This is a genomic window from Pseudomonas entomophila (assembly GCF_029193575.1).
GTDB classification, from domain to species: Bacteria; Pseudomonadota; Gammaproteobacteria; order Pseudomonadales; family Pseudomonadaceae; genus Aquipseudomonas; species Aquipseudomonas entomophila_G.
In genome coordinates this window covers 57,285-84,252 of record NZ_JARGCS010000047.1, presented here as the reverse complement: position 1 = coordinate 84,252, position 26,968 = coordinate 57,285, and the positions used below count along the sequence as shown (strand labels likewise).

Annotated in this window: 25 protein-coding genes; 14 read left to right on the top strand and 11 right to left on the bottom strand. The window is 66.3% G+C overall.

Features of this window, described 5'->3' with window-relative positions:
* Nucleotides 1–5 precede the first annotated feature (5 nt).
* Nucleotides 6–1,217 carry a bifunctional phosphopantothenoylcysteine decarboxylase/phosphopantothenate--cysteine ligase CoaBC gene (coaBC, locus tag P0Y43_RS21845; protein WP_275639352.1) on the bottom strand — a complete coding sequence of 404 codons (1,212 nt, stop codon included), beginning with the start codon at nt 1,215–1,217 and terminating at the stop codon, nt 6–8.
* A 125-nt stretch (nt 1,218–1,342) separates the two neighbouring features.
* On the opposite strand from coaBC, the gene radC reads away from it, so the two are divergent.
* Nucleotides 1,343–2,023, top strand: coding sequence for a RadC family protein (radC, locus tag P0Y43_RS21840; protein WP_275639351.1), 681 nt, complete (start codon nt 1,343–1,345; stop codon nt 2,021–2,023).
* Between the two features lie 63 nt (nt 2,024–2,086).
* Here radC and P0Y43_RS21835 read toward each other — a convergent pair whose 3' ends face one another.
* The gene (locus P0Y43_RS21835; protein ID WP_275639350.1) at nt 2,087–3,673 is read right to left on the bottom strand and encodes an ABC transporter substrate-binding protein; all 1,587 of its coding nucleotides are present in this window, start codon (nt 3,671–3,673) and stop codon (nt 2,087–2,089) included.
* Between the two features lie 368 nt (nt 3,674–4,041).
* Between P0Y43_RS21835 and rpmB the strand changes: the two genes are divergently transcribed.
* Entirely contained in the window at nt 4,042–4,278 is a 237-nt protein-coding gene (gene rpmB / locus P0Y43_RS21830; protein ID WP_003258972.1) for a 50S ribosomal protein L28, read from the top strand.
* Nucleotides 4,279–4,288: 10 nt separating this feature from the next.
* On the top strand, nt 4,289–4,444 hold the full coding sequence (rpmG, locus tag P0Y43_RS21825; protein WP_012703270.1) for a 50S ribosomal protein L33: 156 nt from the start codon (nt 4,289–4,291) through the stop codon (nt 4,442–4,444).
* 72 nt (nt 4,445–4,516) lie between these two features.
* On the opposite strand, the gene P0Y43_RS21820 is transcribed toward rpmG, so the two are convergent.
* Both P0Y43_RS21820 and P0Y43_RS21815 read right to left on the bottom strand, forming a co-directional pair.
* Nucleotides 4,517–4,717: an I78 family peptidase inhibitor gene (locus P0Y43_RS21820; RefSeq protein ID WP_275639349.1), complete on the bottom strand. Its 201-nt coding sequence runs from the start codon at nt 4,715–4,717 to the stop codon at nt 4,517–4,519.
* A gap of 82 nt (nt 4,718–4,799) precedes the next feature.
* Nucleotides 4,800–5,171 carry a cupin domain-containing protein gene (locus tag P0Y43_RS21815; protein WP_275639348.1) on the bottom strand — a complete coding sequence of 124 codons (372 nt, stop codon included), beginning with the start codon at nt 5,169–5,171 and terminating at the stop codon, nt 4,800–4,802.
* Between the two features lie 195 nt (nt 5,172–5,366).
* Between P0Y43_RS21815 and P0Y43_RS21810 the strand changes: the two genes are divergently transcribed.
* A complete protein-coding gene (locus P0Y43_RS21810; RefSeq protein ID WP_275639347.1) occupies nt 5,367–6,860 on the top strand; it encodes an aldehyde dehydrogenase in 1,494 nt (497 codons plus the stop codon).
* Nucleotides 6,861–7,038: 178 nt separating this feature from the next.
* On the top strand, nt 7,039–8,178 hold the full coding sequence (locus tag P0Y43_RS21805; protein ID WP_275639346.1) for an MFS transporter: 1,140 nt from the start codon (nt 7,039–7,041) through the stop codon (nt 8,176–8,178).
* A 10-nt stretch (nt 8,179–8,188) separates the two neighbouring features.
* Here P0Y43_RS21805 and P0Y43_RS21800 read toward each other — a convergent pair whose 3' ends face one another.
* Together P0Y43_RS21800 and P0Y43_RS21795 are read right to left on the bottom strand one after the other, a co-directional pair.
* Nucleotides 8,189–9,745 (bottom strand): phospholipase D family protein, encoded by a 1,557-nt coding sequence (locus P0Y43_RS21800; protein ID WP_275639345.1) that lies wholly within the window; start codon nt 9,743–9,745, stop codon nt 8,189–8,191.
* Between the two features lie 60 nt (nt 9,746–9,805).
* On the bottom strand, nt 9,806–11,236 hold the full coding sequence (locus P0Y43_RS21795) for a PLP-dependent aminotransferase family protein (protein WP_275639344.1): 1,431 nt from the start codon (nt 11,234–11,236) through the stop codon (nt 9,806–9,808).
* Between the two features lie 178 nt (nt 11,237–11,414).
* Here P0Y43_RS21795 and P0Y43_RS21790 point away from each other — a divergent pair, with 178 nt between their 5' ends.
* Nucleotides 11,415–11,645: a DUF1127 domain-containing protein gene (locus P0Y43_RS21790; RefSeq protein WP_275639343.1), complete on the top strand. Its 231-nt coding sequence runs from the start codon at nt 11,415–11,417 to the stop codon at nt 11,643–11,645.
* A 24-nt stretch (nt 11,646–11,669) separates the two neighbouring features.
* Here the strand turns inward: P0Y43_RS21790 and P0Y43_RS21785 are convergent, their stop codons facing one another.
* Complete coding sequence (locus tag P0Y43_RS21785) at nt 11,670–12,962, bottom strand: NAD(P)/FAD-dependent oxidoreductase (RefSeq protein WP_275639342.1); 1,293 nt, start codon at nt 12,960–12,962, stop codon at nt 11,670–11,672.
* Nucleotides 12,963–13,093: 131 nt separating this feature from the next.
* Between P0Y43_RS21785 and P0Y43_RS21780 the strand changes: the two genes are divergently transcribed.
* Nucleotides 13,094–13,447 (top strand): YkgJ family cysteine cluster protein, encoded by a 354-nt coding sequence (locus P0Y43_RS21780; protein ID WP_275639341.1) that lies wholly within the window; start codon nt 13,094–13,096, stop codon nt 13,445–13,447.
* A gap of 3 nt (nt 13,448–13,450) precedes the next feature.
* Here the strand turns inward: P0Y43_RS21780 and P0Y43_RS21775 are convergent, their stop codons facing one another.
* On the bottom strand, nt 13,451–13,939 hold the full coding sequence (locus P0Y43_RS21775) for an Lrp/AsnC ligand binding domain-containing protein (protein ID WP_275639340.1): 489 nt from the start codon (nt 13,937–13,939) through the stop codon (nt 13,451–13,453).
* A 155-nt stretch (nt 13,940–14,094) separates the two neighbouring features.
* Between P0Y43_RS21775 and dadA the strand changes: the two genes are divergently transcribed.
* From dadA to P0Y43_RS21750, 5 genes are all read left to right on the top strand, one after another.
* Nucleotides 14,095–15,396, top strand: a complete 1,302-nt coding sequence (dadA, locus tag P0Y43_RS21770) for a D-amino acid dehydrogenase (protein ID WP_275639339.1) — start codon at nt 14,095–14,097, stop codon at nt 15,394–15,396.
* Nucleotides 15,397–15,511: 115 nt separating this feature from the next.
* The gene (gene alr / locus P0Y43_RS21765) at nt 15,512–16,585 is read left to right on the top strand and encodes an alanine racemase (RefSeq protein ID WP_275639338.1); all 1,074 of its coding nucleotides are present in this window, start codon (nt 15,512–15,514) and stop codon (nt 16,583–16,585) included.
* A gap of 110 nt (nt 16,586–16,695) precedes the next feature.
* Nucleotides 16,696–17,244 (top strand): cupin domain-containing protein, encoded by a 549-nt coding sequence (locus P0Y43_RS21760; RefSeq protein ID WP_275639337.1) that lies wholly within the window; start codon nt 16,696–16,698, stop codon nt 17,242–17,244.
* Between the two features lie 153 nt (nt 17,245–17,397).
* Nucleotides 17,398–17,802, top strand: a complete 405-nt coding sequence (locus tag P0Y43_RS21755; protein WP_275639567.1) for a c-type cytochrome — start codon at nt 17,398–17,400, stop codon at nt 17,800–17,802.
* A gap of 146 nt (nt 17,803–17,948) precedes the next feature.
* Nucleotides 17,949–19,814 carry an acetyl-CoA hydrolase/transferase C-terminal domain-containing protein gene (locus tag P0Y43_RS21750; RefSeq protein ID WP_275639336.1) on the top strand — a complete coding sequence of 622 codons (1,866 nt, stop codon included), beginning with the start codon at nt 17,949–17,951 and terminating at the stop codon, nt 19,812–19,814.
* 31 nt (nt 19,815–19,845) lie between these two features.
* Here P0Y43_RS21750 and xpt read toward each other — a convergent pair whose 3' ends face one another.
* A complete protein-coding gene (xpt, locus tag P0Y43_RS21745; RefSeq protein WP_275639335.1) occupies nt 19,846–20,418 on the bottom strand; it encodes a xanthine phosphoribosyltransferase in 573 nt (190 codons plus the stop codon).
* 74 nt (nt 20,419–20,492) lie between these two features.
* The gene (rep, locus tag P0Y43_RS21740; RefSeq protein ID WP_275639334.1) at nt 20,493–22,502 is read right to left on the bottom strand and encodes a DNA helicase Rep; all 2,010 of its coding nucleotides are present in this window, start codon (nt 22,500–22,502) and stop codon (nt 20,493–20,495) included.
* 251 nt (nt 22,503–22,753) lie between these two features.
* On the opposite strand from rep, the gene P0Y43_RS21735 reads away from it, so the two are divergent.
* On the top strand, nt 22,754–24,418 hold the full coding sequence (locus P0Y43_RS21735) for a putative bifunctional diguanylate cyclase/phosphodiesterase (RefSeq protein WP_275639333.1): 1,665 nt from the start codon (nt 22,754–22,756) through the stop codon (nt 24,416–24,418).
* A 33-nt stretch (nt 24,419–24,451) separates the two neighbouring features.
* Here P0Y43_RS21735 and P0Y43_RS21730 read toward each other — a convergent pair whose 3' ends face one another.
* On the bottom strand, nt 24,452–25,834 hold the full coding sequence (locus tag P0Y43_RS21730; RefSeq protein WP_275639332.1) for a NorM family multidrug efflux MATE transporter: 1,383 nt from the start codon (nt 25,832–25,834) through the stop codon (nt 24,452–24,454).
* A gap of 154 nt (nt 25,835–25,988) precedes the next feature.
* Between P0Y43_RS21730 and P0Y43_RS21725 the strand changes: the two genes are divergently transcribed.
* Nucleotides 25,989–26,915: a LysR substrate-binding domain-containing protein gene (locus P0Y43_RS21725; protein ID WP_275639331.1), complete on the top strand. Its 927-nt coding sequence runs from the start codon at nt 25,989–25,991 to the stop codon at nt 26,913–26,915.
* Nucleotides 26,916–26,968 lie beyond the last annotated feature (53 nt).

Sequence of the window (26,968 nt, the reverse complement as noted above, 5' to 3'; positions counted from 1 at the left end):
GGAACTTATTGAACCTGGTTGAGCCGTTCGGCGATGAAGGCGACCAACTGGCGGGCGATCTTGCCCTTGCTGGTCTGCGCGAAGAGGGTCTGGTGCTGCTGGCGGTCGATCACGGTCAGGGCGTTTTCCTCGCTGTTGAAGCCGATGCTGGGGTTGGCAACATCGTTGGCGACGATCAGGTCGAGGTTCTTGTCCTTGAGCTTGCGCGTGGCGTAATCGAGCAGGTGTTCGGTCTCGGCGGCGAAGCCGACGCTGAACGGGCGGTCGGTGCGGCCGGCGATGGTCGCAAGGATATCTGGATTGCGCACCATCTGCAGCAGCATGCCGTCGCCGGTCGTAGGGTCTTTCTTGAGCTTTTGCGAGGCGACGACTTCCGGGCGGTAGTCCGCGACCGCCGCCGAGGCGATGAACAGGTCGCACGGCATGGCCGCTTCGCAGGCCGCGAGCATGTCCCGCGCGCTGACCACGTCGATCCGGTTGACCCGGTCGGGGGTCGGCAGGTGCACGGGGCCGGTGACGAGGGTCACCCGAGCCCCGGCTTCCACGGCCGCCTCGGCCAGGGCGAAGCCCATCTTCCCGGAGCTATGATTGGTGATGTAGCGCACCGGGTCGATGTTTTCCTGGGTCGGGCCGGCGGTGATCAGCACGTGCTTGCCGGTGAGCGCCTGGCGCTTGAAGCTCTCGGCGGCGCACCAGGCGAGGTCGGTGGCTTCGAGCATGCGCCCCAGGCCGACGTCGCCACAGGCCTGGCTGCCGGAGGCCGGGCCGAACACCTGGATGCCGCGGCTCTTGAGCAGGTCGAGGTTGGCCTGGGTGGCCGGGTCGCGCCACATGGCCTGGTTCATCGCCGGGGCCACCGCGACGGTGGCGTCGGTGGCCAGCACCAGGGTGGTCAGCAGGTCGTCGGCCATGCCCTGGGCCATGCGGGCCATCAGGTCGGCGGTGGCCGGGGCGATGAGCACCAGGTCGGCCCATTTGGCCAGTTCGATGTGGCCCATGGCCGCTTCTGCGGCGGGGTCGAGCAGGTCCATGTGCACCGGGTGCCCGGACAGCGCCTGAAGGGTCAGCGGGGTGATGAACTCGGCGCCGCCGCGGGTCATGACGACGCGCACCTGCGCGCCGTGTTCCAGGAGTCGGCGAATCAGCTCGGCGCTCTTGTAGGCGGCAATGCCGCCACCCACGCCGAGAACGATGCGCTTGCGATACAGCCGCTGCATAGGCTTGCCTTTTTCCAGTGAAAGCGGGCCGCGACGACCGCCGCCTGCGGCAGAACGTCGCATGTGCGAAGCGAAATAGATTAACACAGGGCCGAAATGCGCCGCAGTAGCACACAAGGAGGGGTATGCATATCAGGGAATGGCCGGTCGACGAACGGCCGCGGGAGAAGTTGTTGCAGCGGGGCGCCGCTAGCCTGTCGGATTCCGAACTGCTGGCGGTGTTTCTCGGTTCAGGGGTGCGTGGGTGCAACGTCGTCGAGTTGTCGCGTGGGTTGTTGGCGAAGTTCGGTAGCTTGCGCCAACTGCTGGAGGCGGACCGGGAGGTGTTTCTCGGGGAGCTGGGGCTTGGGCCGGTCAAGTACAGCCAGTTGCAGGCACTGCTGGAGATCGGCCGCAGGAACCTCGCCACGTCGATCGAGCGCGATTCGGCGATGGAGAACCCGTCAGCCGTGCGGCGCTACCTGAAGTCCATGCTGCGTCACGAGCCCAGCGAGGTGTTCGGCTGCCTGTTCCTGGATACCAAGCACAGACCGCTGGCCTTCGAGATCCTGTTTCGCGGCACCATCGACCGCGCGAGCATCTACCCGCGCGAGGTGGTGCGGCGCTCGCTGTTGCACAACGCTGCTGCGTTGATCATCTGCCACAACCACCCCTCGGGGCATTGCGAGCCGAGTGACGATGACCTGCAGTTGACGATGATGCTCAAGCGGTCGTTGGCGTTGATCGACGTGCGGGTGATCGACCATGTGATCGTGGGGGAAGGGGAGCCGTTGTCGATGGTCGAGCAGGGGTGGATCGCGGGGTAGTGGGGGTGAGGCCCCTATCGCAGGCTTGCCCCGCGATAGGGCCGGTACAGACCGACGCGTGCTTCAGCGTACCGAAACCTTGCTGAAGTCCACCCGCCCGAATGGGCTCACCTGGTACCCCTCGACCCCTTGGCGCAGCAGCGTGGCGGCCGTCGGGTGCGCCAGCGGCACCCACAGCGCCTGCTGCTGGATCAACGCCTGCGCCTGCTGGTACAGGCGGCTGCGCACGCTTTGGTCGCTGGTGGTGCGCCCGGCGCTGATCAGCTGGTCCAGGCGGCTGTCGCAGAAGCGGGCGAAGTTGGTCCCCGATTGCACCGCCGCGCAGGAAAACTGCGGGGTGAGGAAGTTGTCCGGGTCGCCGTTGTCGCCGGCCCAGCCCATGAACAGCACGTCGTGCTCGCCAGCCTTGGCCCGGCGGATCAACTCGCCCCACTCGATCACCCGGATCTCGGCCTTGATGCCCACCTTCGCCAGGTCCGCCTGGAGCATTTGCGCGCCAAGGTTCGGGTTGGGGTTGAGCAGGCTGCCGGAGGGGCGTGTCCAGATCGTGGTGCTGAAACCATCGGGCAGGCCCGCCTTGGCCAGCAGCGCCTTGGCCTTCTTCAGGTCGGTGGGGTAGCCGGGCAGGTCCTTGGCGTAGCTCCAGGTGGTGGGCGGGTAGGGGCCGTTGGCGGCGGTTGCGGTGCCTTCGAACACAGCCTTGAGGTAGGCCGGTTTGTCGAAGGCCAGGTTGATCGCCTGGCGCACCTCGGGCTTGTCCAGGGGCGGGTGCTCGCTGTTGAGGGCGACGAAGGCGGTCATGAAGGCAGGGGTGGCTTCGGCCTTGAGGTTGCTGTCCTTGGCCGCTTCGGCGATGTCCAGCGGCTTGGGCGACAGTGCCACCTGGCATTCGCCGCGCTTGAGCTTTTGCAGGCGCACGTTGGCGTCGGGGGTGATGACGTACAGCAGGGGGTCGACGGCGGGCTTGCCGGCGAAGTAGTCGGGGTTGGCGCGGTAGCGCACCACCGCGTCTTTCTGCAAGCGCTGCAGCACGAACGGGCCGGTGCCTACCGGCTCGCTGTTGAGTTTCTCCGGCGTGCCGGCCTTGAGCAGCTTGTCGGCGTACTCGGCGGAATAGATGGACGCGAAGCCCATGCTCAGGGTGGCCAGGAAGGTGGCGTCGGCATGGGTGAGGGTGAAGCGCACGGTGTGCGGGTCGGGCGCCTCGATCGACTTGATCAGGCTGCCCAACTGCAGCGACTGGGCGTGCGGGTAGCCGCCCGGGGCGGTCTTGTGCCAGGCGTGGGCCGGGTAGAGCATGCGTTGGAAGCTGAACAGCACGTCCTCGGCCTGCAGGTCGCGGGTGGGTTTGAAAGAGGGGGTGGTGTGGAATTTCACGCCGTCGCGCAGGGTGAAGTCGTACACCAGGCCATCCGCCGAGACCGTCCAGCGCTCGGCCAGGCTCGGCACCACTTCGCCGGCCTTGGCGTCGAACTCCACCAGGCGGTTCATCAGTACGTCGGCCGAGGCGTTGGTGGTGGTCAGTGAGTTGTACTGGACCACGTCGAAGCCTTCCGGGCTGGCCTCGGTGCACACCTGCAGCGGCGCGGCCTGGGTGGTGCCTGCGGCGAGCAGGGCGGTGAACAGGAGTGACAGGGCGGCAACGCGCATGGAGGGTCCTCGGCGGGTCAGGTGGGCCATCTGCCGGTGCAGTCTGGAAACGGAATCGTCCTACCCTAGTGCGCTTGTCGGGAAATGACCACCCTCTTTTTCAGTGCCGCGGCGACGAGCGGTCGACAGCGCGCTGGCCTTGTCGCTATGCTGCCCCGGCGCACTCTGCCCGACCGGCAGATGTATCTTCTGTTGTTGTGGTGGAGTCTTTCTGGTATAAAGCAGCGCTCTTTTCTAGGGGCTCGCTCTGTCGCATAAGCCGACCAGGTCGATAAGACCCCCGGAATTACGGCGCCTGGCGCCAAAGACTGAGAGATTAAGCGGCCAACCCATGCCGGGTTGGGCATGTGGTTTTAGAGGGCTGAGGCATGTCGAGAGTCTGTCAAGTTACCGGTAAGGGTCCGGTAACTGGGAACAATATTTCCCACGCAAACAACAAAACCCGTCGTCGTTTCCTGCCGAACCTGCAGCACCACCGTTTCTGGGTTGAGTCCGAGAAGCGTTTCGTGCGTCTGCGCGTTTCCGCCAAAGGCATGCGCGTCATTGACAAGCGTGGTATCGACGTAGTGCTGGCCGAGCTGCGCGCTCGCGGCGAAAAGTTCTAAGGAGAACGTCATGCGTGAATTGATCCGTCTGGTTTCGAGTGCTGGCACTGGCCACTTCTACACCACCGACAAGAACAAGCGCACCACCCCGGACAAGATCGAGATCAAGAAGTACGATCCGGTCGTCCGTAAGCACGTGATCTACAAGGAAGCCAAGATCAAGTAATTGATCCCGGTGACCAGAAAAAACCCGCATCCTGTCAAGAATGCGGGTTTTTTTTTGCTGCGCTGAACGGGCTCAGGAGATAATCAAATCTTCAATGATACCGTTGCCATCCACTTTGATTTGCACACGATCATTGCGAATCTCCATGGTGGCGATGTCGGTAGGGCCTACAGCGACTGCCAGGCCGGTCGCCTCCAGAATGGTGGCTTTGACGCTGTCCGAATAGGCAGTGCCAATCAGGTGGCGAACAGGGGCGAGTACGTCGGTAGTCATGGTGTGTCTCCTTGGATGGTGTCCGTGATTGGACGCGATCAAGGTTGCCGCCCAAGCCTGCCGACCCTGCGGTATAACCGTATTACCTGGCCGTGGAAGCGTTCTCGAACAGCACATAGATCTTGCGGCAGGGTTCGAGGACTTCCCAGGTGCCTTTGAACCCTGCGGGGATGACGAACCGATCACCGGCGCGCAGGGTCTTGGCGTTGCCTTCCTCGTCGCGCAGCACCGAAACGCCCTGGACGATCTCGCAGTACTCGTGCTCGGTGTAGCTCACCGTCCATTGCCCCACCGCGCCTTCCCACACGCCTGCGGCGAACTGCCCGCACGGGCTGGAATAGTGGTTGTAGACGGCCTGGTCAGGCTCGCCCTTGAGGATTTTTTCCGCAGCCGGGCGGTAGCGCTCGGCCTCGGTGAGGACCTGGGCGAAGTCGATGATGGTGGTGATGCTCATGGTGCGGCCTCGTTATTGTTTAATAAAATGCACATCAGTAGGCTTTTAGGCGTTTCGTGTCAAATATATTGATAGTTTGTCGCGCCTGGTTTAGGGTGTCTGATGCCTGTGTGCGCTCGTCGCACGGCCAGAATTTTCGACAGCGCCTGTGAGTCCTCAGTGCGGCGTTGCACCTTAACAAGAGAGGAGTTTCGTATGACCACCCTGACTCGTGCGGACTGGGAACAACGTGCCCAGCAATTGAAGATCGAAGGTCGCGCCTTCATCAATGGCGAATACACCGACGCCGCCTCCGGTGAAACCTTCGATTGCCTGAGCCCGGTCGACGGACGCTTCCTGGCCAAGGTCGCCAGCTGCGACCTGGCCGACGCCAACCGCGCCGTGGAGAACGCCCGCGCCACCTTCGCTTCCGGCGTCTGGTCGCAACTGGCCCCGGCCAAGCGCAAGGCCAAGCTGATCCGCTTCGCCGACCTGCTGCGCAAGAACGTCGAGGAACTGGCGCTGCTGGAAACCCTGGACATGGGCAAGCCGATCGGCGACTCCTCGACCATCGACATCCCGGGTGCCGCGCAAGCCATTCACTGGACCGCCGAAGCCATCGACAAGGTCTACGACGAGGTCGCCCCGACCCCGCACGACCAGCTGGGCCTGGTGACCCGCGAGCCGGTCGGCGTGGTGGGTGCCATCGTGCCGTGGAACTTCCCGCTGCTGATGGCCTGCTGGAAACTCGGCCCGGCGCTGGCCACCGGTAACTCGGTGGTGCTGAAACCCTCCGAGAAATCGCCGCTGACCGCTATCCGCATCGCCCAGCTGGCCATCGAGGCTGGCATCCCCGCCGGCGTGCTGAACGTGCTGCCCGGCTATGGCCACACCGTGGGCAAGGCCCTGGCACTGCACATGGACGTCGACACCCTGGTGTTCACCGGTTCGACCAAGATCGCCAAGCAGCTGATGGTCTATGCCGGTGAGTCGAACATGAAGCGCATCTGGCTGGAAGCCGGCGGCAAGAGCCCGAACATCGTCTTCGCCGACGCGCCTGACCTGCAGGCTGCCGCCGAAGCCGCCGCCAGCGCCATCGCCTTCAACCAGGGCGAAGTCTGCACCGCCGGTTCGCGCCTGCTGGTCGAGCGCTCGATCAAGGACACGTTCCTGCCGCTGGTGGTCGAGGCCCTGAAGGGCTGGAAGCCGGGCAACCCGCTGGACCCACAGACCACCGTGGGCGCGCTGGTCGACACCCAGCAGATGAACACCGTGCTGTCGTACATCGACGCCGGCCACAAGGACGGCGCCAAGCTGCTGGCCGGTGGCAAGCGCACTCTGGAGGAGACCGGCGGCACCTACGTCGAGCCGACCATCTTCGACGGCGTGACCAACGCCATGAAGATCGCCCAGGAAGAGATCTTCGGCCCCGTGCTGTCGGTGATCGCCTTCGACACCGCCGAAGAAGCCATCGCCATCGCCAACGACACCCCGTATGGCCTGGCCGCCGGTATCTGGACCTCGGACATCAGCAAGGCGCACAAGACCGCCCGCGCCGTGCGTGCTGGCAGCGTATGGGTCAACCAGTACGACGGTGGCGACATGACCGCGCCGTTCGGCGGCTTCAAGCAGTCGGGCAACGGCCGTGACAAGTCGCTGCACGCGCTGGAGAAGTACACCGAGCTGAAGGCGACCTGGATCAAACTGTAAAAACCCTGGGGCCGCGTTGCGGCCCAATCGCGGGGCGAGCCCGCTTCCACAGGTAAACCGCAGCCCATGAGCGCGGTGCTGCTTGGGGGAGCGGGCGGCCCCCCTGACACAGCCGGGCCGGTTCTTGCCGTCCCGGCTGTGTCGTCTCTGCCATTCACACACTGCCTGGGAGGCTGTCATGCGTTGGGGAACCTATTTTGCCGTGCTGGCGGCGGTGCTCAGTGTCGGGCTCGCGCTCGGCGTGAGCATGCCGCTGGTGTCCTTGCGCCTGGAGGGCTGGGGCTACGGTGGGTTCGCGATCGGCGTGATGGCGGCGATGCCGGCGATCGGCGTGCTGGTGGGGGCCAGCCTGGCCAGCCGCCTGGCCGGCTGGGTCGGGGTGCCGTCGGCGATGCGCCTGTGCCTGTGGGGCGGGGCGCTGTCCATCGCCCTAGTGGCGCTGTTGCCCAGTTACCCGCTGTGGTTGCTGCTGCGGCTGATGATCGGCATGTCGCTGACGGTGGTGTTCATCCTCGGCGAAAGCTGGATCAACCAGTTGGTGGTCGAAGAATGGCGCGGCCGGCTGGTGGCGCTGTATGGCAGCAGCTACGCCCTGAGCCAGTTGGCCGGCCCGCTGGTGCTCGGCTTCCTGGGCTCGGACGACGACTTCGGCTTCTGGGCCGCCACCGCGCTGCTGCTGTTCGCGCCCCTGCTGTTGCTGGGTCGTGGCGGCGCGCCGAGCACCGAGGCCTGCAGCGTCACCTTCGGCGACCTGTTCGGCTTCTGCCGACGGTTGCCGGTGATCGCCTGGGCCATCGCCCTGTTCGCCGCGTTCGAGGCGATGATCCTCACGCTGTTGCCGGTGTACTGCCTGCAACAGGGCTTCACTACGGAAGTGGCGCTGTTCATGGTCAGTACCGTGGTGGTCGGTGATGCGGTGTTGCAACTGCCGATCGGCGCGCTGGCCGACCACATGTCGCGGCGCACGCTGTTCAGCGGTTGCGCGCTGACCTTGATGGTCTCCAGCCTGGCTATCCCGCTGCTGCTGCACACCCCGGCGATCTGGCCGCTGTGGGTGTTGTTCGGGGCCAGCGCGGGTGGGCTGTTCACCCTGTCGCTGGTGTTGATTGGCGAGCGTTACCGGGACGATGCGCTGGTGCGCGCCAATGCCCACGTGGCGCAGCTGTGGGGCATCGGTTGCCTGCTCGGGCCGTTGCTGGCGGGGGCGGGGAGCCAGTGGATCAGCGGGCATGCGTTGCCGTTGATCATGGCGGTGGGCGCGGCGGGGCTGGTGCTGCTGACCCGGCGCCGCGATGCCTTCGAGCCCGCCTCCGCCTGACCAACGCGGGTTAGAGCATCCTCTCCAACCCCACCGCCTTGGCGATCCAGGCATTGAACCGCCGCCACATGCCCCCGGGCTCCGCAGTCAGGGTATGCACCTGGCCATTGTCCTCGGTCTCCCACACTAATGTGCCGTCCACCAGCTTGGGCTGGTAGCTCACCGCCGGCGCCATGCCTTGCAGCGCCAGGGCGCGGGTGTATTCGGCCAGCTCCGGGCTGTCCACCAGCACCCCTACCTCGGTATTCCACAGCACCGAACGCGGGTCGAAGTTGAACGAGCCGATGAAGGTCTTGTGCCGGTCGAAGACGATCGCCTTGCTGTGCAGGCTCGAGTCCGAACTGCCATGGAAGCTCAGCCCGCGCCGGGCGCTGGGGTCGCCCGGTTGGCGGCGCAGCTCGAACAACTCGACGCCATGCTCCAGCAGCGCCCGGCGGTAGGGCGCGTAGCCACCGTGCACGGCGGGCACATCGGTGGCCTCCAGCGAGTTGGTCAGCAGCTTGACCGAGGTGCCGGCATCGGCGCGGCTGGTCAGGTACAGCAGGCCCGGCTCGCCGGGCACGAAGTAGGCCGAGACCAGGATCAGTTCGCGGTGCACGCTGTTCAGGTCCGGCGCCAGTTGCTGGGTCATCAGCAACTGCGGGTCGGGTTCGCCGCGCGCCAGCACCTTGCTCGGCGCGTCCCACAACGCCTGGCTGTGGGCCCAGATCAGCTCGTTGCGCCAGACATCCAGGCGCGGCGCGAACTGGTAGGCCATCAGCCGGTCGTACAGCGCCTTGCGCTCGACCCGCGCCTGGGCCAGCCACACCTCCAGGCGTTGGCGGCTGGCGCGCAGGTCGGCGGCGTCCGGCATGCGCCAGAGGAAATCGCCGATCGGCCGGCTCAAGGCGCTGTTCCAATACTGGTCGAAGCTGTGCCCGAGTTGCTCGGCCACCGGCCCTACGCCGAGCAGGTCGATGTCGGTGAAGTTCAGGTTGGGCTCGGCGTCGAAATATTCGTCGCCCAGGTTGCGTCCGCCGACGATGGCCATGCTGTTGTCCACCAGGAACAGCTTGTTGTGCATGCGCCGGTGCTGCAGCGACAGGTTGAACAGCCGCCCCACGGCGCGGGTGACGCCGGTGCTGCGCCCCAGGTGCAGCGGGTTGAACACCCGGATGTGGATGTTCGGGTGGGCGGCGAGGGTGCCGATCAGGGTGTCGAGGCCGTCGCTGGTGGTGTCGTCGAGCAGGATGCGCACGCGCACGCCGCGGTCGGCGGCGCGCAGCAGCTCATGCACCAGGGCGCGGGTGCTCAGGCCGTCGTGGACGATGTAGTACTGCAGGTCGATGCTCGTCTGGGCGTTGCGAATCAGCTCGGCGCGGGCGCGGAACGCCTCGTTGCTGTTAGGCAGCAGGCGAAAGCCCGAGCGGCCCTCGTAGGGCGCGGCCTGGCGCTGCACCGAGCGGCCGAACGCCGAGTCGTTGGCCGGCAGCGCCTGGCTCACTTCACGCGGCGGGTTGACGCTGGCGCAGCCGGCGAGGCCGAGCAATAGCACCAGCAAGAGGGGCAGGGCACGCGGGCGTCTCAAGGGCGGATCGTCCTGTTCGACTGGGGGCTTATGGGGTTGGACCGTGAGGGCGGCGCAACGTTACGCGCCAGGTGCTTCCTCGGCCAGTAGACGAGTGGCGGTTTCGCCGACCTTGCGCACCGCGGCTTCGAGCTGTGGCGTCGGGCGCTCGGCGAAGTTCATCCGCAAGCAGTGCCGGTACTTGCCCGAGGCCGAGAAGATGCTGCCGACGGCAATCTGTACGCCCTGCTCCAGTAAAGCGCGGTTCAGGCGCAGTGTATCGAAACTTTCCGGCAGCTCCACCCACAGCATGAAGCTGCCCTGCGGGCGGCTGGCGCGGGTGCCTGCCGGGAAGTAGCGGGCGACCCAGTCGAGCATCTGGTCGCGGCTGCGTTGGTACTGCGCGCGCATGCGCCGCACGTGGGGCTGGTAGTGGCCGCCGGCGATGAAGTCGGCGATGGCCAGCTGCGGCTGGCATGCGGTGCTGCCGGTGCTGATGTACTTCATGTGCAGCACCCGCTCCAGGTAGCGCCCCGGCGCCACCCAGCCGACCCGCAGGCCGGGGGCGAGGGTCTTGGAGAACGAGCTGCACAGCAGCACGCGGCCGTCTTCGTCGAACGACTTGAGGGTGCGCGGGCGCGGGTAGGTGTAGGCCAGGTCGCCGTACACGTCGTCTTCGAGGATCGCCACGTCGTAGCGCTGGGCCAGGGTCAGCAGGGCCTTCTTGCGCGCCTCGGGCATGATGTAGCCCATGGGGTTGTTGCAACTGGGGGTGATCTGGATGAGCTTGATCGGCCATTGCTCCAGGGCCAGTTCCAGCGCTTCCAGGCTGAGGCCGGTGACCGGGTCGGTGGGGATTTCCAGGGCCTTCATGCCCAGGCCCTTCAGGGTTTGCATGGCGCCATGGAAGCTGGGCGAGTCCACCGCGACGATGTCGCCGGGCTGGCATACCGCGCGGATGCTGGTCGACAGCGCCTCATGGCAGCCGGTGGTCACCACCAGGTCGCCGGGGCCGAGGCTGCAGCCGGAGTCGACCATCAGCCGGGCGATCTGCACGCGCAGGGCTTCGTTGCCGTGGATGTTGTCGTAGTACAGGCCGGGCATGTCCTGGCGTCGGGCGAGCTGGGCGAGGCTGCGTAGCAGGGGCTTGAGGGTCGGACTGTCGATGTCGGGCATGCCGCGGCCGAGCTGGATCACGTCGGCGCGCGGGTTGCTGCGGACCAGTTCCAGCACTTGTTCCCACTGGGAGATATCCACAGGCCGCTGGGCTGGCCTGCTGACGGCGGGCAGGGCGGGCGCGCCGCGTTGCTCGGTGACGAAGTAGCCGGATTTCGGTCGTGGCGCGACCAAGCCACTATCCTCCAGCACGCGGTAGGCCTGCTGTACGGTGCTCAGGCTGACGCCGTGTTCCTCACTCAGCGAGCGCACCGAGGGCAAGCGCTGGCCGGGGCGGTACAGGCCCTGTTCGATGCGGGCGCCGAGCAGCTCGGCCAGGTTGACGTACAGGGTCACGGCATACTCCCGAGTCATTTGTAGGAAATAACCAGTACAGATTGCGTGAAAATACTGCATTCAGCTGCGGGATCGCCAATTCTGTATGGAAATAATAACGCTCAGTTGGATCTGTATCCTTGCATGACCGGCACGGCATGCTGTCTCCACGCTTCGAAGTGACGAGGAGAACGCAGCAATGAACGGTTTGAGCGATGTGCGCCTGCAACTGTTGGCCGAGGAACTGACGGCCGGGCAACGCCCGAAGGTCTACAGCGCCCCGCAGGGGCTGGGGCGGATTGGGCTGATGCTGCATCGCTGGCGTACGCGCAAGGCCCTGCTGGCGTTGAGTGACGAACAACTGTTCGACATTGGTGTCAGCCGCCAGCAGGCGCGGGTCGAGGGGCGCAAGCCGTTTTGGCTGGAGTGACGGCGCTAGGGGCGCCGCGCGGCCTTAGACCAGTTCCTTGAGCCGGTGCCAGAGCATCCCCAGCGCCAGCAGTGGCGAACGCAGCTGCGGGCCGCCTGGGAAGGTCATGTGCGGCACCTTGGCGAACAGGTCGAAACGCCCGCTCTGCTGGCCGCTGATGGCCTCGCCGAGCAGGCGTGCGGCCAGGTGGGTGGCGTTCACCCCGTGGCCGGCATAGGCCTGGGCGTAGTAGACGTTCGGCTGGCCGCTCAGGCGGCCGATCTGCGGCAGGCGGTTGGCGCCGATGCCGATCATGCCGCCCCACTGGTAGTCGATGCGCACGTCGGCCAGTTGCGGGAAGACCTTGAGCATCTTCGGCCGCATGTAGGCAGCGATGTCCTTCGGGTCGCGCCCGGAGTAGTGGCAGGCGCCGCCGAACAGCAGCCGCTGGTCGGCAGACAACCGATAGTAGTCCAGCGCCACGCGCTGGTCGCACACCGCCATGTTCTGCGGCAGCAACTGGCGTGCGCGCGCCTCGCCCAACGGCTCGGTGGCGATGATGTAGCTGCCGGCGGGCAATACCTTGCCGCCCAGTTCGCGGTTGAGGTCGTTGTGGTAGGCGTTGCAGCACAGCACCAGGGTCTTGGCCCGCACCCGGCCCTGGGCGGTGTGCACCTTCACCTCGGGGCCGTAGTCGATGCGCGTGACCTCGGACTGCTCGAACAGGCCCACACCCAGGCGGCTGGCTGCGGCGGCTTCGCCGAGGGCCAGGTTGAGCGGGTGCAGGTGGCCGGAGCCCATGTCGACCAGGCCGCCGGCGTAGCGGTCCGAGCCCACCACGCTGCGGATGTCGCCGGGTTGCACCAGGCGTAGTTCATGGTGGTAGCCGAGGCTGCGCAGTTCCTCGGCGTCCTCGGCGAAGCCAGTGAGGTCGGCGGGCTTGTTGGCCAGGTCGCAGTAGCCCCAGGTCAGGTCGCAGGCGATGGCGTGGCGTTCGATGCGTTGACGGACGATGTCCACGGCCTCCAGGCCCATGCGCTTGAGGTTGCGCACACCGTCCTCGCCGAGCACCGGGAGGAACTGCTCCAGCCCATGGCCGACGCCGCGGATCAACTGCCCGCCATTGCGCCCGCTGGCGCCCCAGCCGAGCTTGCGGGCCTCCAGGAGGATCACCGAGAAGCCGCGCTCGGCCAGTTCGATGGCGGTGTTCAGGCCCGAATAGCCACCGCCGACGATGCACACGTCGGCGCTGTGCTCACCTTGCAGGAAGGCATGGTCGGGGTGGGGCGCGCTGCTGGCGGCATAGTAGGAGGCGGCGTGCTGCGCGCTGTGAATCATCGGAAAGGCCCTGGAGTCGGTGCGAGGGGGGCGAGGATAAGCCGGGGTTTCGTGATGGGGCAACCGGGCGAGGGCTGCGCCCTCGATCGCGGGGCTATAATCCAGCGCACCCCTCGAAGACGTCACACGCCATGCCTTGCAACCGCCACAAGATTCACTTCCTGCGCGAACTCATCCCCTCGTTCGAGTGCGAACCCGGCTGCCATGACTGCTGCGGCCCGGTCACCACTTCTGCTGAGGAAATGGCCCGCCTGCCGCGTAAGTCCCAGGCCGAGCAGGACGCCGCCCTCGAGCGCCTGGACTGCGTGCACCTCGGCCCCCAAGGCTGCACGGTCTACGCGGAGCGCCCGATGATCTGCCGCCTGTTCGGCACCACCGAACGCCTGCCGTGCCCGCGTGGCCGTGGCCCGGCGCAGATGATCGAGCCCGAGGCCGAGCAGTTGGTGCACCAGTTCATCGCCACCACCCGCCAGGTGCTGGTCTGACGCTCAGTCCGGAATCGGCAGCGCCAGGCTTTCCTTCACCTCTTCCATCACGATGTAGCTCTTCGACTCGCGCACGTGCGGCAGCTTGAGCAGGATGTCGCCGAGCAGCTTGCGGTACGAGGCCATCTCGGAAATGCGCGCCTTCACCAGGTAGTCGAAGTCGCCCGACACCAGGTGGCACTCCAGCACATGGGGCAGCTTGAGCACCGCGCGGCGGAACTCCTCGAAGGTGTCGCCGGACTTGTAGTCCAGGCTGATCTCGACGAACACCAGCAGGCTGCCCTTAAGGTGCTGCGGGTTGAGCCGGGCGTTGTAGCCCATGATGATCCCCTCGCGTTCCAGGCGTCGCACGCGCTCGGTGCAGGGGGTGGTGGAAAGCCCCACTTTCTCGCCCAGTTCGGTGAACGAGATGCGCCCGTCACTCTGCAGGATGCGCAGGATGTTGCGGTCGATCTTGTCCAGTTCACGCTTGGTCTGATGCTGGGTTCTCATAGGGGATGCCCCTCCGTGAAAGGCGATTTTGCCGAGAATTCTCGCCAAATATAGGCGCTTATATAGTGAATTGCACTGGTCTCGAATTCATATACTGCGCGCATCCATGCCATTTCAACAAAACAACGCGGTGTGCCGCGTGCGAGGGATAAACGATGCGAGTTCTGGTGCTTGGTAGCGGTGTGATCGGAACCGCCAGTGCCTACTACCTGGCCCGGCAAGGTTTCGACGTGACGGTGGTCGACCGCCAGCCGGCGGCGGCCATGGAAACCAGTTTCGCCAACGCCGGCCAGATCTCGCCTGGCTACGCCTCGCCCTGGGCCGCCCCGGGCGTGCCGCTGAAGGCCATCAAGTGGCTGCTCGAGCGCCACGCCCCGCTGGCCATCAAGCTCACCGGCGACGTCGACCAGTACCTGTGGATGGCGCAGATGCTGCGCAACTGCACCGCCAACCGCTATGCGGTGAACAAGGAGCGCATGGTGCGCCTGTCCGAGTACAGCCGCGACTGCCTCGACGAACTGCGCGCGGAAACCGGCATCGCCTACGAAAGCCGCACTTTGGGCACCACCCAGCTGTTCCGCACCCAGGCCCAGGTGGATGCCGCGGCCAAGGACATCGCCGTGCTGGAGCAGTCCGGCGTGCCTTACGAGTTGCTCGACCGCGACGGCATCGCCCGCGTCGAGCCGGCCCTGGCCGGGGTCAAGGACATCCTCGCCGGTGCCCTGCGCCTGCCCAACGACCAGACCGGCGACTGCCAGCTGTTCACCACCAAGCTCGCCGACATGGCCATCAAGCTGGGCGTGGAGTTCCGCTTCGGCCAGAACATCGAGCGCCTGGACCACGCGGGCGATCGCATCAACGGCGTGTGGATCGACGGCAAGCTGGAAACCGCCGACCGCTACGTGCTGGCCCTGGGCAGCTACTCGCCGCAGTTGCTCAAGCCACTGGGCATCAAGGCCCCGGTGTACCCGCTCAAGGGCTACTCGCTGACCGTGCCGATCACCAATGGCGACATGGCGCCGACCTCGACCATCCTCGACGAGACCTACAAGGTCGCCATCACCCGCTTCGACAACCGCATCCGCGTCGGCGGCATGGCCGAGATCGCCGGTTTCGACCTGTCGCTGAACCCGCGTCGGCGCGAAACGCTGGAGATGATCGTCAACGACCTTTATCCTCGCGGCGGCGACCTGAGCCAGGCGAGCTTCTGGACCGGCCTGCGCCCGGCCACCCCGGACGGTACCCCGATCGTTGGCGCCACAGCGTTGCGCAACCTGTTCCTCAACACAGGCCACGGCACCCTGGGCTGGACCATGGCGTGCGGCTCCGGCCGTCTGCTGGCCGACCTGATCGCGCGCAAGAAGCCGCAGATCAGCGCCGAAGGCCTGGATATCTCCCGTTATGGCAACCACCGTGAAGTGGCCAAGCAAGGGAGCCCGGCGCCGGCTCACCAATGATTCGCTGAAGCCACCGCTGCTACAACCGTTCCCTCACCCCGGTGCGGTGGGTACCTACCCCCACTCACCGCGCCGGGGCTTTATTCAACACCAGAACTGCCAGAAGGCTGCCGCCATGCGTCCCGCCCGTGCCCTGATCGACCTCCAAGCCCTCCGTCACAACTACCGCCTGGCCCGTGAGCTGACCGGCGCCAAGGCCCTCGCCGTGGTCAAGGCCGACGCCTACGGCCATGGCGCGGTGCGCTGTGCCCTGGCGCTCGAGGCCGAGGCCGATGGCTTCGCGGTGGCCTGCATCGAGGAAGCGCTGGAGCTGCGCGCCGCGGGTATCAAGGCCCCGGTGCTGCTGCTCGAGGGCTTCTTCGAGGCCAGCGAGCTGGCGCTGATCGCCCAGCACGACCTGTGGTGCGTGGTGCATTCGCTGTGGCAACTCGACGCCATCGAGCAGACCCCGCTGCACAAGCCGGTGAACATCTGGCTCAAGCTCGACAGCGGCATGCACCGCGTCGGCCTGCACCCGAAGGACTACCATGACGCCTACCAGCGCCTGCTGGCCAGCGGCAAGGTCGCGCGCATCGTGCTGATGAGCCACTTCGCCCGCGCCGACGAACTCGACAGCAGCACCACCGAGCAACAGCTGGCGGTGTTCGAGGCCGCGCGCCAGGGCCTGGCCGCCGAGGTCAGCCTGCGCAACTCGCCCGCGGTGCTTGGCTGGCCGCAGGTGCCCAGTGACTGGGTGCGCCCGGGCATCATGCTGTACGGCGCCACGCCGTTCGAGGTCGACCAGGCCCAGGCCGCGCGCCTGCAACCGGTGATGACCCTGCAATCGCGGGTGATCAGCGTGCGCGAACTGCCGGCCGGTGAGCCGGTGGGCTACGGCGCGAAGTTCACGAGCCCACGCCCCACCCGGGTCGGCGTGGTCGCCATGGGTTACGCCGACGGCTACCCGCGCCACGCCCCTACCGGCACGCCGGTGCTGGTCGCCGGCAAGCGCACCCAACTGATCGGTCGCGTATCGATGGACATGCTCTGCATCGACCTCACCGACGTGCCCGAGGCCAACGTCGGCAGCCCGGTCGAGCTGTGGGGCAAGCAGGTGCTGGCCAGTGAGGTGGCGCAACAGGCCGGCAGCATTCCCTACCAGCTGTTCTGCAACCTCAAGCGCGTGCCGCTGGAGTATTGCGGCGAATGAGCCGCTGAAGCGGACGGGCTGCGGGGTCGAGTGTTGTAAATACTGAACGGCATTGCCATGATATCGTTCACATTCGACCCCCATCTCGACCGTTTCAGGAGGCTCAAGCTTTGGACGTCGGCGAACGACTTCAAGCCATCCGCAAGCTCAAGGGCCTGTCCCAGCGCGAACTCGCCAAGCGCGCGGGTGTGACCAACAGCACCATCTCGATGATCGAGAAGAACAGCGTGAGCCCGTCGATCAGCTCCCTGCGCAAGGTGCTCAGCGGTATTCCCATGTCCATGGTCGAGTTCTTTTCCGTCGAACTGGCGCCGGAAAGCCCCACGCAGATCGTCTACAAGGCCCACGAACTGATCGACATTTCCGACGGCGCGGTGACCATGAAGCTGGTCGGCAAGTCGCACCCCAACCGCGCCATCGCCTTTCTCAACGAGGTCTACCCGCCGGGCGCCGACACGGGTGAAGAAATGCTCACCCACGATGGCGAAGAGACCGGCATCCTGCTCGAAGGGCGCCTGGAGCTGGTGGTCGGCGCCGAGGTGTTCATCCTCGAAGCCGGTGACAGCTACTACTTCGAAAGCACCCGCCCGCACCGTTTCCGCAACCCCTTCGACGAGCCCGCCCGGCTGATCAGCGCGGCCACCCCCTCGAACTTTTGATCCAGCGCAGCGTATTGACGCGCCAATACCCCTTTCCCCTGTAGGGTCGTTTCACGGGTTCCAGGTTGCCGCTATACTTTCCAGCGCCTGCGAACCGTGGCCGCGGGCGTGATTAGCCACCATGAGGGTGTACGCGTGAACCAAATCAAGAAGATGCTGGCCGTACCAGCAGCCGTATTCGCCCTCTGGGCGCTCAACGCACACGCAGCGACCAACGACGACATCGCCAAGCGCCTGGAGCCGGTCGGCCAGGTCTGCGTGCAGGGGCAAGCGTGCAAGGGCATGGAAGTGGCGGTCGCTGCCGGCGGCGGCGGGGCCAAGACCCCCGACGAGGTCATCGCCAAGCACTGCAACGCCTGCCATGGCAGCGGCCTGCTGGGCGCGCCGAAGATCGGCGACACCGCGGCCTGGAAGGAGCGCGCCGACCACCAGGGCGGGCTCGATGGCATCCTGGCCAAGGCCATCACCGGCATCAACGCCATGCCGCCGAAGGGCACTTGCGCGGACTGTTCGGATGAAGACTTGAAGAAGGCGATCCAGAAGATGTCCGGGCTGTGAGCCTGGCCTGATTCCAGCCAAACCCGCCCTTGATGGCGGGTTTTGTTTTTGTGCGGTGTGTGCCGGCCCTATCGCGGGGCGCTGGCAGCAAATCAACTAAGGTAATGGTCAAACCCCTGTATGCCCGGACGCCACAGGAGCTCCCCATGCCCCACCGCTGTTCCCTCGACCAGGCCGTCGACCAGGCGCTGGCCCGCCTCCCTGCCCACATCCACCTGGGCCTGCCCCTGGGCCTGGGCAAACCCAATGCCTTCGTCAACGCGCTGTACGCGCGCATCCGCCAAACCCCCGAACGCCAGCTGACGATCTACACCGCCCTGACCCTGGGCCGCCCACCCCTGGGCGACGGCCTGCAGCGCCGCTTCCTCGAACCCTTCGTCGAGCGCGTGTTCGCCGACTACGAGGAGCTCGACTACCTCGCCGACCTGCGCCGCGACACGTTGCCGCCGAACATCCGCGTCGAGCAGTTCTTCATGCAGCCCGGCTCGTTGCTGCACAGCGCCAGCGCCCAGCAGGACTACGTCAGCAGCAACTACAGCCACGCTGCCCGCGACATCAACGCCAAGGGCCTGAACCTGATCGCCCAGCTGGTGGCCGAAGCCCCGGAGCGCCCCGGGCACCTGAGCCTGGCCTGCAACCCCGACATCACCCTCGACCTGCTGCCGATGATCGCCCAGCGCCGCGCCGCCGGCGAAACCCTCCTGCTGCTCGGCCAGGTGCACGACGAGTTGCCCTACATGCCCGGCGATGCGGAGCTCGAACGCGACGCTTTCGACCTGCTGATCGATGAACCGGAGCGGCGCCGGCTGTTCTCCACGCCGAACATGCCGGTCACCACCCAGGACCACTGCATCGGCCTGCACGTCAGCACCCTGGTGCGCGACGGCGGCACCCTGCAGATCGGCATCGGCGCCATGGGCGACGCGGTGGCCGCCGCGCTGCTGGCGCGCCAGGGCGACAACCCCGGCTACCGCGCGCTGCTCGCCGACCTCGACCTGGCGCCCTGGCAGGCGCTGATCGACCGCGAAGGCGGTGTCGATGATTTCGCCCAGGGCCTGTACGGCTGCAGCGAAATGTTCGTCAACGGTCTGCTGGCACTGGCCGAGGCCGGTGTGGTGCGGCGCCCGGCGGACGAGCAGGGCGTGCTGGTGCACGGCGGTTTCTTCCTCGGCCCCCGCGACTTCTACCAGCGCCTGCGCGAGATGCCGTTCGAGCAGCGCAAGCGCTACGCCATGAGCGCCATCAGCTTCATCAACGAGCTGTACGGCGACGAAGCCCTCAAGCGCCGCCAGCGCCGCGACGCGCGTTTCGCCAACACGGTGTTCGGCATGACCCTGCTCGGCGCCGGGGTGGCCGACCAGCTCGAAGACGGCCGGGTGCTCAGCGGCGTTGGCGGGCAGTACAACTTCGTCGCCCAGGCCCATGCGCTGGCGGGCGCGCGCTCGATCCTGCTGTTACGCAGCTGGCGCGAGGCGGGCGGGGAGGTGACGTCCAACCTGATGTGGGAATACGGCCACTGCACCATCCCGCGGCACCTGCGCGACATCGTGGTGACCGAGTACGGCATCGCCGACCTGCGCGGGCAGACCGACAGCGAGGTGATCGCGCGCTTGCTGGCGATCAGCGACTCGCGCTTCCAAGGCGAACTGATGGCGCAGGCGAAGAAGGCCGGCAAGCTGGCCGAGGGGTTCCAGTTGGCGGCGCGCTTCACCGACAACACGCCCGAGCGCCTGGAGGCGATTCGCGCGCGGCATGCGCGGTTGTTCCCGGAGTATCCGTTGGGCAGTGACTTCACGGGGGAGGAGCGGGATTTGCTGCGGGCGCTGAACTGGCTCAAGAGCAAGTTCAAGTTGAGCGAGGTGTTGGAGCTGGGCAAGGCGGCATTGGAGGCGCCTGAGCCTGAGGGGTATAGGGCGCAGCTGGCGCGGATGAAGCTGGATCGGCCGAAGGGGCTGAAGGAGGAGGTGTACCAGCGGTTGCTGCTGGCGGGGTTGCAAGCGAGCCGGCGGTGAAAGCGGGGGCTGCTGTGCAGCCCCTGTGGTTTTACTCGATGAAACTGACCACACCGCCTTCCAGCGACTGCACCCGCGCCAGCGACTCGACGCGATAGCCCTGGCTGTCCAGCTCGGCGCGCCCGCCCTGGAACGACTTCTCGATCACGATCCCCAGGCCCGCGACGGTCGCGCCGGCCTGCTTGATGATCGAGATCAGCGCCTGCGACGCCTTGCCATTGGCCAGGAAGTCGTCGATCACCAGCACGCGGTCGCTGCTGTTGAGGTGACGCGGCGAGATGGCCACGGTGTTCTCGGTCTGCTTGGTGAAGGAGTACACCGAGGCGGTCAGCAGGTTCTCGGTCAGGGTCAGCGACTGGTGCTTGCGCGCGAAGATCACCGGCACACCCAGTTTCAGGCCGGTCATCACCGCCGGGGCGATGCCCGACGCTTCGATGGTGACGATCTTGGTCACACCCGAGTCGGCGAACAGGCGGGCGAACTCGTCGCCGATCAGCTGCATCAGCGCCGGGTCGATCTGGTGGTTGAGAAACGCATCGACTTTCAGGACCTGATCGGAAAGCACGATGCCTTCTTCGCGAATCTTCTGCTGCAGTGCTTGCACTGTTGTTTCCTCGATGTAGCAAAGGTGGCCGCATCCAACGGGGTAGCGGCGAAGGTTTAAAGAGTCAGGGTAGATCAGCGTTTGAGCATGGCCCGGATGTCGGCCAGCGCAGTGTTGCCGCGCGCCGCCTTCACTTCCACCGGCGCGTCGTCCAGGCCTTCCCACGACAGGTCTTCCGGCGGCAGTTCGTCGAGGAAGCGGCTGGGCGTGCAATCGATGATCTCGCCGTACTGCTTGCGCTTGGCGGCGAAGGTGAAGGCCAGGGTTTGGCGGGCGCGGGTGATGCCCACGTAGGCCAGGCGGCGTTCTTCCTCGATGGTATCGGCCTCGATGCTGGAACGGTGCGGGAGGATCTCTTCCTCCATGCCCATGATGAACACGTAGGGGAATTCCAGGCCCTTGGAGGCGTGCAGGGTCATCATCTGCACGCCCTCGGCGTTTTCTTCCTCTTCCTGCTGGCGTTCGAGCATGTCGCGCAGCACCAGCTTGCCGATGGCGTCCTCGATGGTCATGTCACCCTCTTCGTCCTTCTCGAGGGTGTTCTTCAACGCATCGATGAGGAACCAGACATTGCTGATGCGGAACTCCGCGGCCTTGTCGCTGGCGGTCTGCTGGCGAATCCAGTTCTCGTAGTCGATGTCGCGGACCATCTCGTGCAACGCGGCGATCGGGTCTTCCAGGGCGACCTTGTGGCGCACCCCGTCGAGCCAGTGCTTGAAGCGCTGCAGGCGCTCGGTGTAGCGCGCATCCAGGTGCTCGCCCAGGCCCAGCTCCTCACTGGCGGCGTACATCGACACCCCGCGTTCGGTGGCGTAGTTGCCGAGTTTCTCCAGGGTGGTCGAGCCGATTTCCCGGCGCGGCACGTTGATCACCCGCAGGTAGGCGTTGTCGTCGTCCGGGTTCACCAGCAGGCGCAGGTAGGCCATGAGGTCTTTTACCTCCTGGCGGCCGAAGAAGCTGTTGCCGCCGGACAAGCGATACGGCACCTGGTGGTGCTGCAGCTTCAGTTCGATCAGCTTGGCCTGGTAGTTGCCCCGGTAGAGGATGGCGAAGTCGCTGTAGGGCCGGTCGGTGCGCAGGTGCAGCGTGAGGATCTCCATGGCCACGCGCTCGGCCTCGGCTTCCTCGTTCTTGCAGCGGATCACGCGGATCTCGTCGCCCACGCCCATCTCGCTCCACAGCTGCTTCTCGAAGGCGTGCGGGTTGTTGGCGATGAGCACGTTGGCGCAGCGCAGGATGCGGCTGGTGGAGCGGTAGTTCTGCTCCAGCATCACCACCTTCAGGGAGGGGTAGTCCTCCTTGAGCAGCATGAGGTTTTCCGGGCGGGCGCCGCGCCAGGCGTAGATCGACTGGTCGTCGTCGCCCACCACGGTGAACTGGTTGCGCATGCCGATCAGCATCTTCACCAGCAGGTACTGGCTGGCGTTGGTGTCTTGGTATTCGTCCACCAGCAGGTAGCGCACGCGGTTCTGCCAGCGTTCGAGGATGTCCGGGTTCTGTTCGAACAGCTTCACCGGCAGCAGGATCAGGTCGTCGAAGTCCACCGCGTTGAACGCCTTGAGCGTGCGCTGGTAGTGGGTGTAGACGATGGCGGCGGTCTGCTCGCGCGGGTTGCGGGCTTTTTCCAGGGCCTCGGCGGGGAGGATCAGGTCGTTCTTCCAGGCACCGATCATGTTCTTGATCTCGTCGATGCCGTCGTCGCCGGAGTATTCCTTCTGCATGATGTCCGACAGCAACGCCTTGATGTCGGTCTCGTCGAAGATCGAGAAGCCCGGCTTGTAGCCCAGGCGCTCGTGCTCCTTGCGGATGATGTTCAGGCCCAGGTTGTGGAAGGTGCACACGGTCAGGCCGCGGCCTTCGCCGGGGCGCAGCAGGGTGCCGACCCGCTCCTTCATCTCGCGCGCGGCCTTGTTGGTGAAGGTCATGGCGACGATGTACTGGGCGCGGATGCCGCAGTTCTGGATCAGGTGGGCGATCTTGCGCGTGATCACGCTGGTCTTGCCGGAGCCTGCACCGGCGAGCACCAAGAGAGGGCCGCCGACGTAGTCACGGGCTTCCTGTTGCCGGGGATTGAGTCGGGACATGCTAGAAACCGGGGGTAACCAGAAAATAGCCGCGCATTCTAGCAGGCATGACCCGGTTATGGCGCGACCGTCTGACAGCGCGATGTGCGAATCGCAATTGCGGGCGCAGCGACTTTCGAGCAGGATGCACGACAAAATATGTCGGCATGCTGGCCAAGGAATGCCACTCGTCAATAGTGAGAATCATTTCCACTTATCGGGTAGGATAGCCCGCGCCCGCCGTTCACCGTTCAAGCCCTTAAGGAGCCCGCTTGTCCACGCCCATCGAACCGTTGCGCTTGCTGCTGTTGGCCGATGAGCCGGAATGGGCCGCCGTGTTGCGCGAGTGCGTGCAGCCGCTGGCGGGCAGCGCGGTGCTATTGACCGCGCCGAACTGGGAGGCGGTCGACAGCCTGTTCGCCAATGACCGCCAGGCCGTGGTCCTGGCCACCCCGGCCCTGCAACCGGCGCCGGGACGTTGCGACCTGCCGACCATCCTGCTGCTCGAGCACGAGCCCGAGACCCCGCCAGTGGGGGTCAGCGACTGGCTGGTGCGCACCCAGTTGAGCGACGACGCCCTGCGCCGTTCGCTGCGCCATGTGCGCGAGCGCGGCGTGCTGGTGGCCACCCTGCAACGCCTGGCCGAGCAAGACCCGCTGACCGGCATCGCCAACCGCCAGGGCTTCCAGGCCCTGCTGACCACGCGCCTGGCCGAGAATGAAGGCCGCGGCCTGGCCCTCGGCCACCTGGACCTGGACAACTTCCGCCACGTCAACGACGCCCTTGGCCACCAGGGTGGCGACCGCCTGATCCTGCAAGTGGTGACCCGCCTCAAGCAGCAGCTCGAGGCCGGCGACCAGCTGGCGCGCCTGGGCAGCGACGAGTTCGCCCTGCTGATCGACACCCGCCGCGATGCCAATCGCGCCGAGTGGATGGCCGAACGTATCGTCGAGGCCTTGGCCGAACCCTACTGGATCGACGGCGAGAGCCTGTTGCTCGGCTGCAGCCTGGGCCTGGCCCACGCCCGCGCCCAGGCTGGCGCCGACCCGCTGATGTGGCACGCGCACATCGCCATGCGCCAGGCCAAGGGCAGCCAGGGCTGCACCTTCCATGTGTTCAACGAACGGATCAACCGCAACGCGCGCAGCCTGGCCGACCTGGAAAGCGAACTGCGCCGCGCCCTGCGCCGCGACGAACTGGAGCTGCACTACCAGCCGCGGCTGAACCTGGCCGACGGGCGCATCGTCGGCCTCGAGGCCCTGGTGCGCTGGCGCCACCCCGAGCGCGGCCTGTTGCCACCGAGCGAGTTCGTGCCGCTGGCCGAGCAGAGCGGGCTGATCGTGCCGCTGGGTTATTGGGTCATCTCCCGCGCCCTGCGCGACATGCAGGCGTTGCGCGAGCGCGGCCTGACGCCGCTGCACATGGCGGTGAACCTGAGTTTCCGGCAGTTCCAGGACAGCCAGCTGCTGGCCACCCTGAGCCGGCTGATCGTCGAGCATGGCGTCGATGCCCGCTGGCTGGAGTTCGAGCTGACCGAAACCGCAGTGATGCGCCGCAACGAGCTGGTGCGCCAGACCATGGATGCCCTGGGGCGCCTGGGCGTGCGCTTCTCGCTGGACGACTTCGGCACCGGGTTCTCATCGTTCGTGCACCTGAACAGCCTGCCGATCACCTTGCTCAAGGTCGACCGCAGCTTCGTCGGCTGCATGGACCAGCGCGAGGAGAACCGCAAGCTGGTGCACGCGATGATCAACCTGGCGCACAACCTCAACCTGGAGGTGGTGGCCGAAGGGGTGGAGAGCGAGGAGCAACTGGCGCTGTTGCGTGGGTTCGGTTGCGACCAGGTGCAAGGGTTCCTGGTGAGCCGGCCATTGCCGATCGACGAGCTGATCGTCTACCTGTTCCAGGCGGCCAAGCCGCAGTTGGTGAGTGTCTAGTCAGTAGCGGCCCTATCGTGGGGCCGCCGACTCTCAGGCCGAAACCGCCGCCCCCACGCCCGCCTTGCCCAGCATCCGCTTCATCCGCCATTCGAAGGCCAGCGTCAACGCCACCGCCGCGCACGCCAGCCCCAGCGCCAACCCCCACCACACGCCCAGCGCGCCCCCGCCGAGGGTGAAGGTGAACACCCAGGCGCACGGCGCGCCCACCAGCCAGTAGCACACCAGCCCGATCAGGAAGGTGGTCTTGGCATCCTTCAGCCCGCGAATCGAGCCCATGGCGATGGTCTGCATGCCATCGAACAATTCGAACCACGCCGCGACCATCAGCAACTGCACCGCCAGTTGGAAGATCGCCGCGAACGCCGGGTCGTTGCGGTCGATGAACAACCCCACCAGCGCATCCGGCAGCAGCCAGAACAGCGCCGCGAAGGCGAACATCACCGAGGCGCCGAAGCCGATCCCCACCCGCCCCGCGCTACGCGCCGCCAGCAGGTTGCCCGCGCCGTAGTACAGGCCCACGCGCATGGTCACCGCATAGGAAAGCCCGGTCGGCACCATGAACGCGGTGGAGACGATCTGCAGCGCGATCTGGTGCGCCGCCAGCTCCGTGCTGCCCAGCACGCCCATGCACAGTGCGGCGAAGGCGAACAGGCCGACCTCGACCATGTAGGTGCCGCCGATCGGCAAGCCCAGCCGCCACAGCTCGCGCAGCGCCGGCAGCGACGGGCGCGACAGGCCCTGGCGCAGTGGGTACGGCGCATAGGACGGGTGCCAGCGGATGTACAGCGCCAGGGCGATGGCCATGCCCAGCGAGACCACCGCCGTGACCAGGCCGATGCCCACCAGCCCCAATTGGGGCAGGCCGAACATGCCCTCGATCAGCGCATGGTTGAACAGGTAGTTGAGCACCGTGCCCACCAGGCTGATGACCATCACCGGGGTCGAGCGCCCCAGGGCGCTGGTGAAGCCGCGCAGGGCCATGAAGGTCAGGTAGCCGGGCAGCGCCAGGGGCAGCAGGGTGAGGAACTGCATGGCCGCGTCGACGTTGGCCGGCTGCTGGCCGAACAGCAACAGCACCGGCTTGAGGTTCCACAGCGCCAGTGCCGCGCCCAACGCCAGGCCCCAGGCCAGCCACAAACCGGCCTGGGCCAGGCGCGTGGCCCCGGCGATGTCGCCGGCACCCTTGCGGATCGCCACCAGGGTGCCGACTGCGGCGATCACCCCCAGGCAGAAGATCGACACGAACGAATAGCTCGCCGCGCCCAGGCCGCCACCGGCCAGGGCCTGGGGGCTGATGCGGGCCATCATCAGGGTGTCGGTGAGCACCATCAGCATGTGCGCCAACTGCGAGGCGATCAGCGGCCCGGCCAGGCGCAGCAATGCCTTGAGCTCTGTGGTCGGCGCGACGTGCATGGGGAGTCCCTCTCCTGATGGGGCTGTAGGAAGGGCGATTCTGAGGCCTCGGTCAGCTTTCCACAAAAGGATAAAAGCGATCGTTGGCATGAGTTGAACTCATGGCAGTATGATCCGGCCCATCTCCCGCTCATGCCCGAATTGCAGGTGCCCCATGTCTCGCAAGCTTCCCCCGCTCTATGCCTTGCGCGCATTCGAAGCCGCCGCCCGGCTGAGCTCCTTCACCCGCGCTGGCGAGGAGCTGTCGATCACCCAGAGTGCGGTCAGCCGGCACATCCGCACGCTGGAGGAGCACTTCGCTTGCCGTCTGTTCGTGCGCAACGGCCGCAACCTGCAACCGACCGAAGCCGCGCGCCTGCTGCTGCCCGGCGTGCGTGACGGTTTCGCGGCGCTGGAGCGGGCCTGCAACACCCTGCGTGGCGAGGACGACATCCTGCGCATGAAGGCCCCTTCCACCCTGACCATGCGCTGGCTGCTGGCGCGGCTGAGCCGCTTCCGGCACTTGCAGCCGGGCAACGAAGTGCAACTGACCAGCGCCTGGATGGACGTCGACCACGTGGATTTCAACCAGGAGCCTTTCGACTGCGCGGTGCTGCTCAGTGACGGCAACTTCCCGGCGGACTGGGAGGTGCGGCGATTGTTTTCCGAACTGCTGATCCCGGTCGGCGCACCGGACCTGCTGGCCGATGGCCCTTGGGATGAGCGGCGGCTGGCCGGGGTGGAGCTGTTGCACCCGACCCCCGACAAACGCGACTGGGGCAGCTGGCTGGCGCGCATGGGGCTGGCCGACAAGGTCTCGCTCAAGGGCGGGCAGGTGTTCGACACCCTGGAGCTGGGCATGATCGCGGCGGCGCGCGGGTATGGGGTGTCGATGGGCGACTTGCTGATGGTCGCCGAGGACGTCGCCCAGGGGCGCTTGAGCCTGCCGTGGCCGACGGCGGTGGCCAGTGGGCTGGATTATTACCTGGTGTGGCCGCGTACCCGCCCCGGGGGCGAGCGGTTGCGGCGCTTGAGCGTGTTCTTGCAGGAGGAGGCGCAGGCGATGGATCTGCCGGCGGTAAAGGTGCTGGGGGTGGGCTAGGGGTGCCTGTGCCGGCCCGATCGCGCGTCCTGACGGACGGCGATACCCCTTAT

Coding starts and splice junctions, on each gene's coding strand:
- coaBC (WP_275639352.1), bottom strand. CDS start 1,217: ATGCAGCGGCTGTATCGCAAGCGCATCGTTCTCGGCGTGGGTGGCGGC.
- radC (WP_275639351.1), top strand. CDS start 1,343: ATGCATATCAGGGAATGGCCGGTCGACGAACGGCCGCGGGAGAAGTTG.
- P0Y43_RS21835 (WP_275639350.1), bottom strand. CDS start 3,673: ATGCGCGTTGCCGCCCTGTCACTCCTGTTCACCGCCCTGCTCGCCGCA.
- rpmB (WP_003258972.1), top strand. CDS start 4,042: ATGTCGAGAGTCTGTCAAGTTACCGGTAAGGGTCCGGTAACTGGGAAC.
- rpmG (WP_012703270.1), top strand. CDS start 4,289: ATGCGTGAATTGATCCGTCTGGTTTCGAGTGCTGGCACTGGCCACTTC.
- P0Y43_RS21820 (WP_275639349.1), bottom strand. CDS start 4,717: ATGACTACCGACGTACTCGCCCCTGTTCGCCACCTGATTGGCACTGCC.
- P0Y43_RS21815 (WP_275639348.1), bottom strand. CDS start 5,171: ATGAGCATCACCACCATCATCGACTTCGCCCAGGTCCTCACCGAGGCC.
- P0Y43_RS21810 (WP_275639347.1), top strand. CDS start 5,367: ATGACCACCCTGACTCGTGCGGACTGGGAACAACGTGCCCAGCAATTG.
- P0Y43_RS21805 (WP_275639346.1), top strand. CDS start 7,039: ATGCGTTGGGGAACCTATTTTGCCGTGCTGGCGGCGGTGCTCAGTGTC.
- P0Y43_RS21790 (WP_275639343.1), top strand. CDS start 11,415: ATGAACGGTTTGAGCGATGTGCGCCTGCAACTGTTGGCCGAGGAACTG.
- P0Y43_RS21785 (WP_275639342.1), bottom strand. CDS start 12,962: ATGATTCACAGCGCGCAGCACGCCGCCTCCTACTATGCCGCCAGCAGC.
- P0Y43_RS21780 (WP_275639341.1), top strand. CDS start 13,094: ATGCCTTGCAACCGCCACAAGATTCACTTCCTGCGCGAACTCATCCCC.
- P0Y43_RS21775 (WP_275639340.1), bottom strand. CDS start 13,939: ATGAGAACCCAGCATCAGACCAAGCGTGAACTGGACAAGATCGACCGC.
- dadA (WP_275639339.1), top strand. CDS start 14,095: ATGCGAGTTCTGGTGCTTGGTAGCGGTGTGATCGGAACCGCCAGTGCC.
- alr (WP_275639338.1), top strand. CDS start 15,512: ATGCGTCCCGCCCGTGCCCTGATCGACCTCCAAGCCCTCCGTCACAAC.
- P0Y43_RS21755 (WP_275639567.1), top strand. CDS start 17,398: ATGCTGGCCGTACCAGCAGCCGTATTCGCCCTCTGGGCGCTCAACGCA.
- P0Y43_RS21750 (WP_275639336.1), top strand. CDS start 17,949: ATGCCCCACCGCTGTTCCCTCGACCAGGCCGTCGACCAGGCGCTGGCC.
- rep (WP_275639334.1), bottom strand. CDS start 22,502: ATGTCCCGACTCAATCCCCGGCAACAGGAAGCCCGTGACTACGTCGGC.
- P0Y43_RS21730 (WP_275639332.1), bottom strand. CDS start 25,834: ATGCACGTCGCGCCGACCACAGAGCTCAAGGCATTGCTGCGCCTGGCC.
- P0Y43_RS21725 (WP_275639331.1), top strand. CDS start 25,989: ATGTCTCGCAAGCTTCCCCCGCTCTATGCCTTGCGCGCATTCGAAGCC.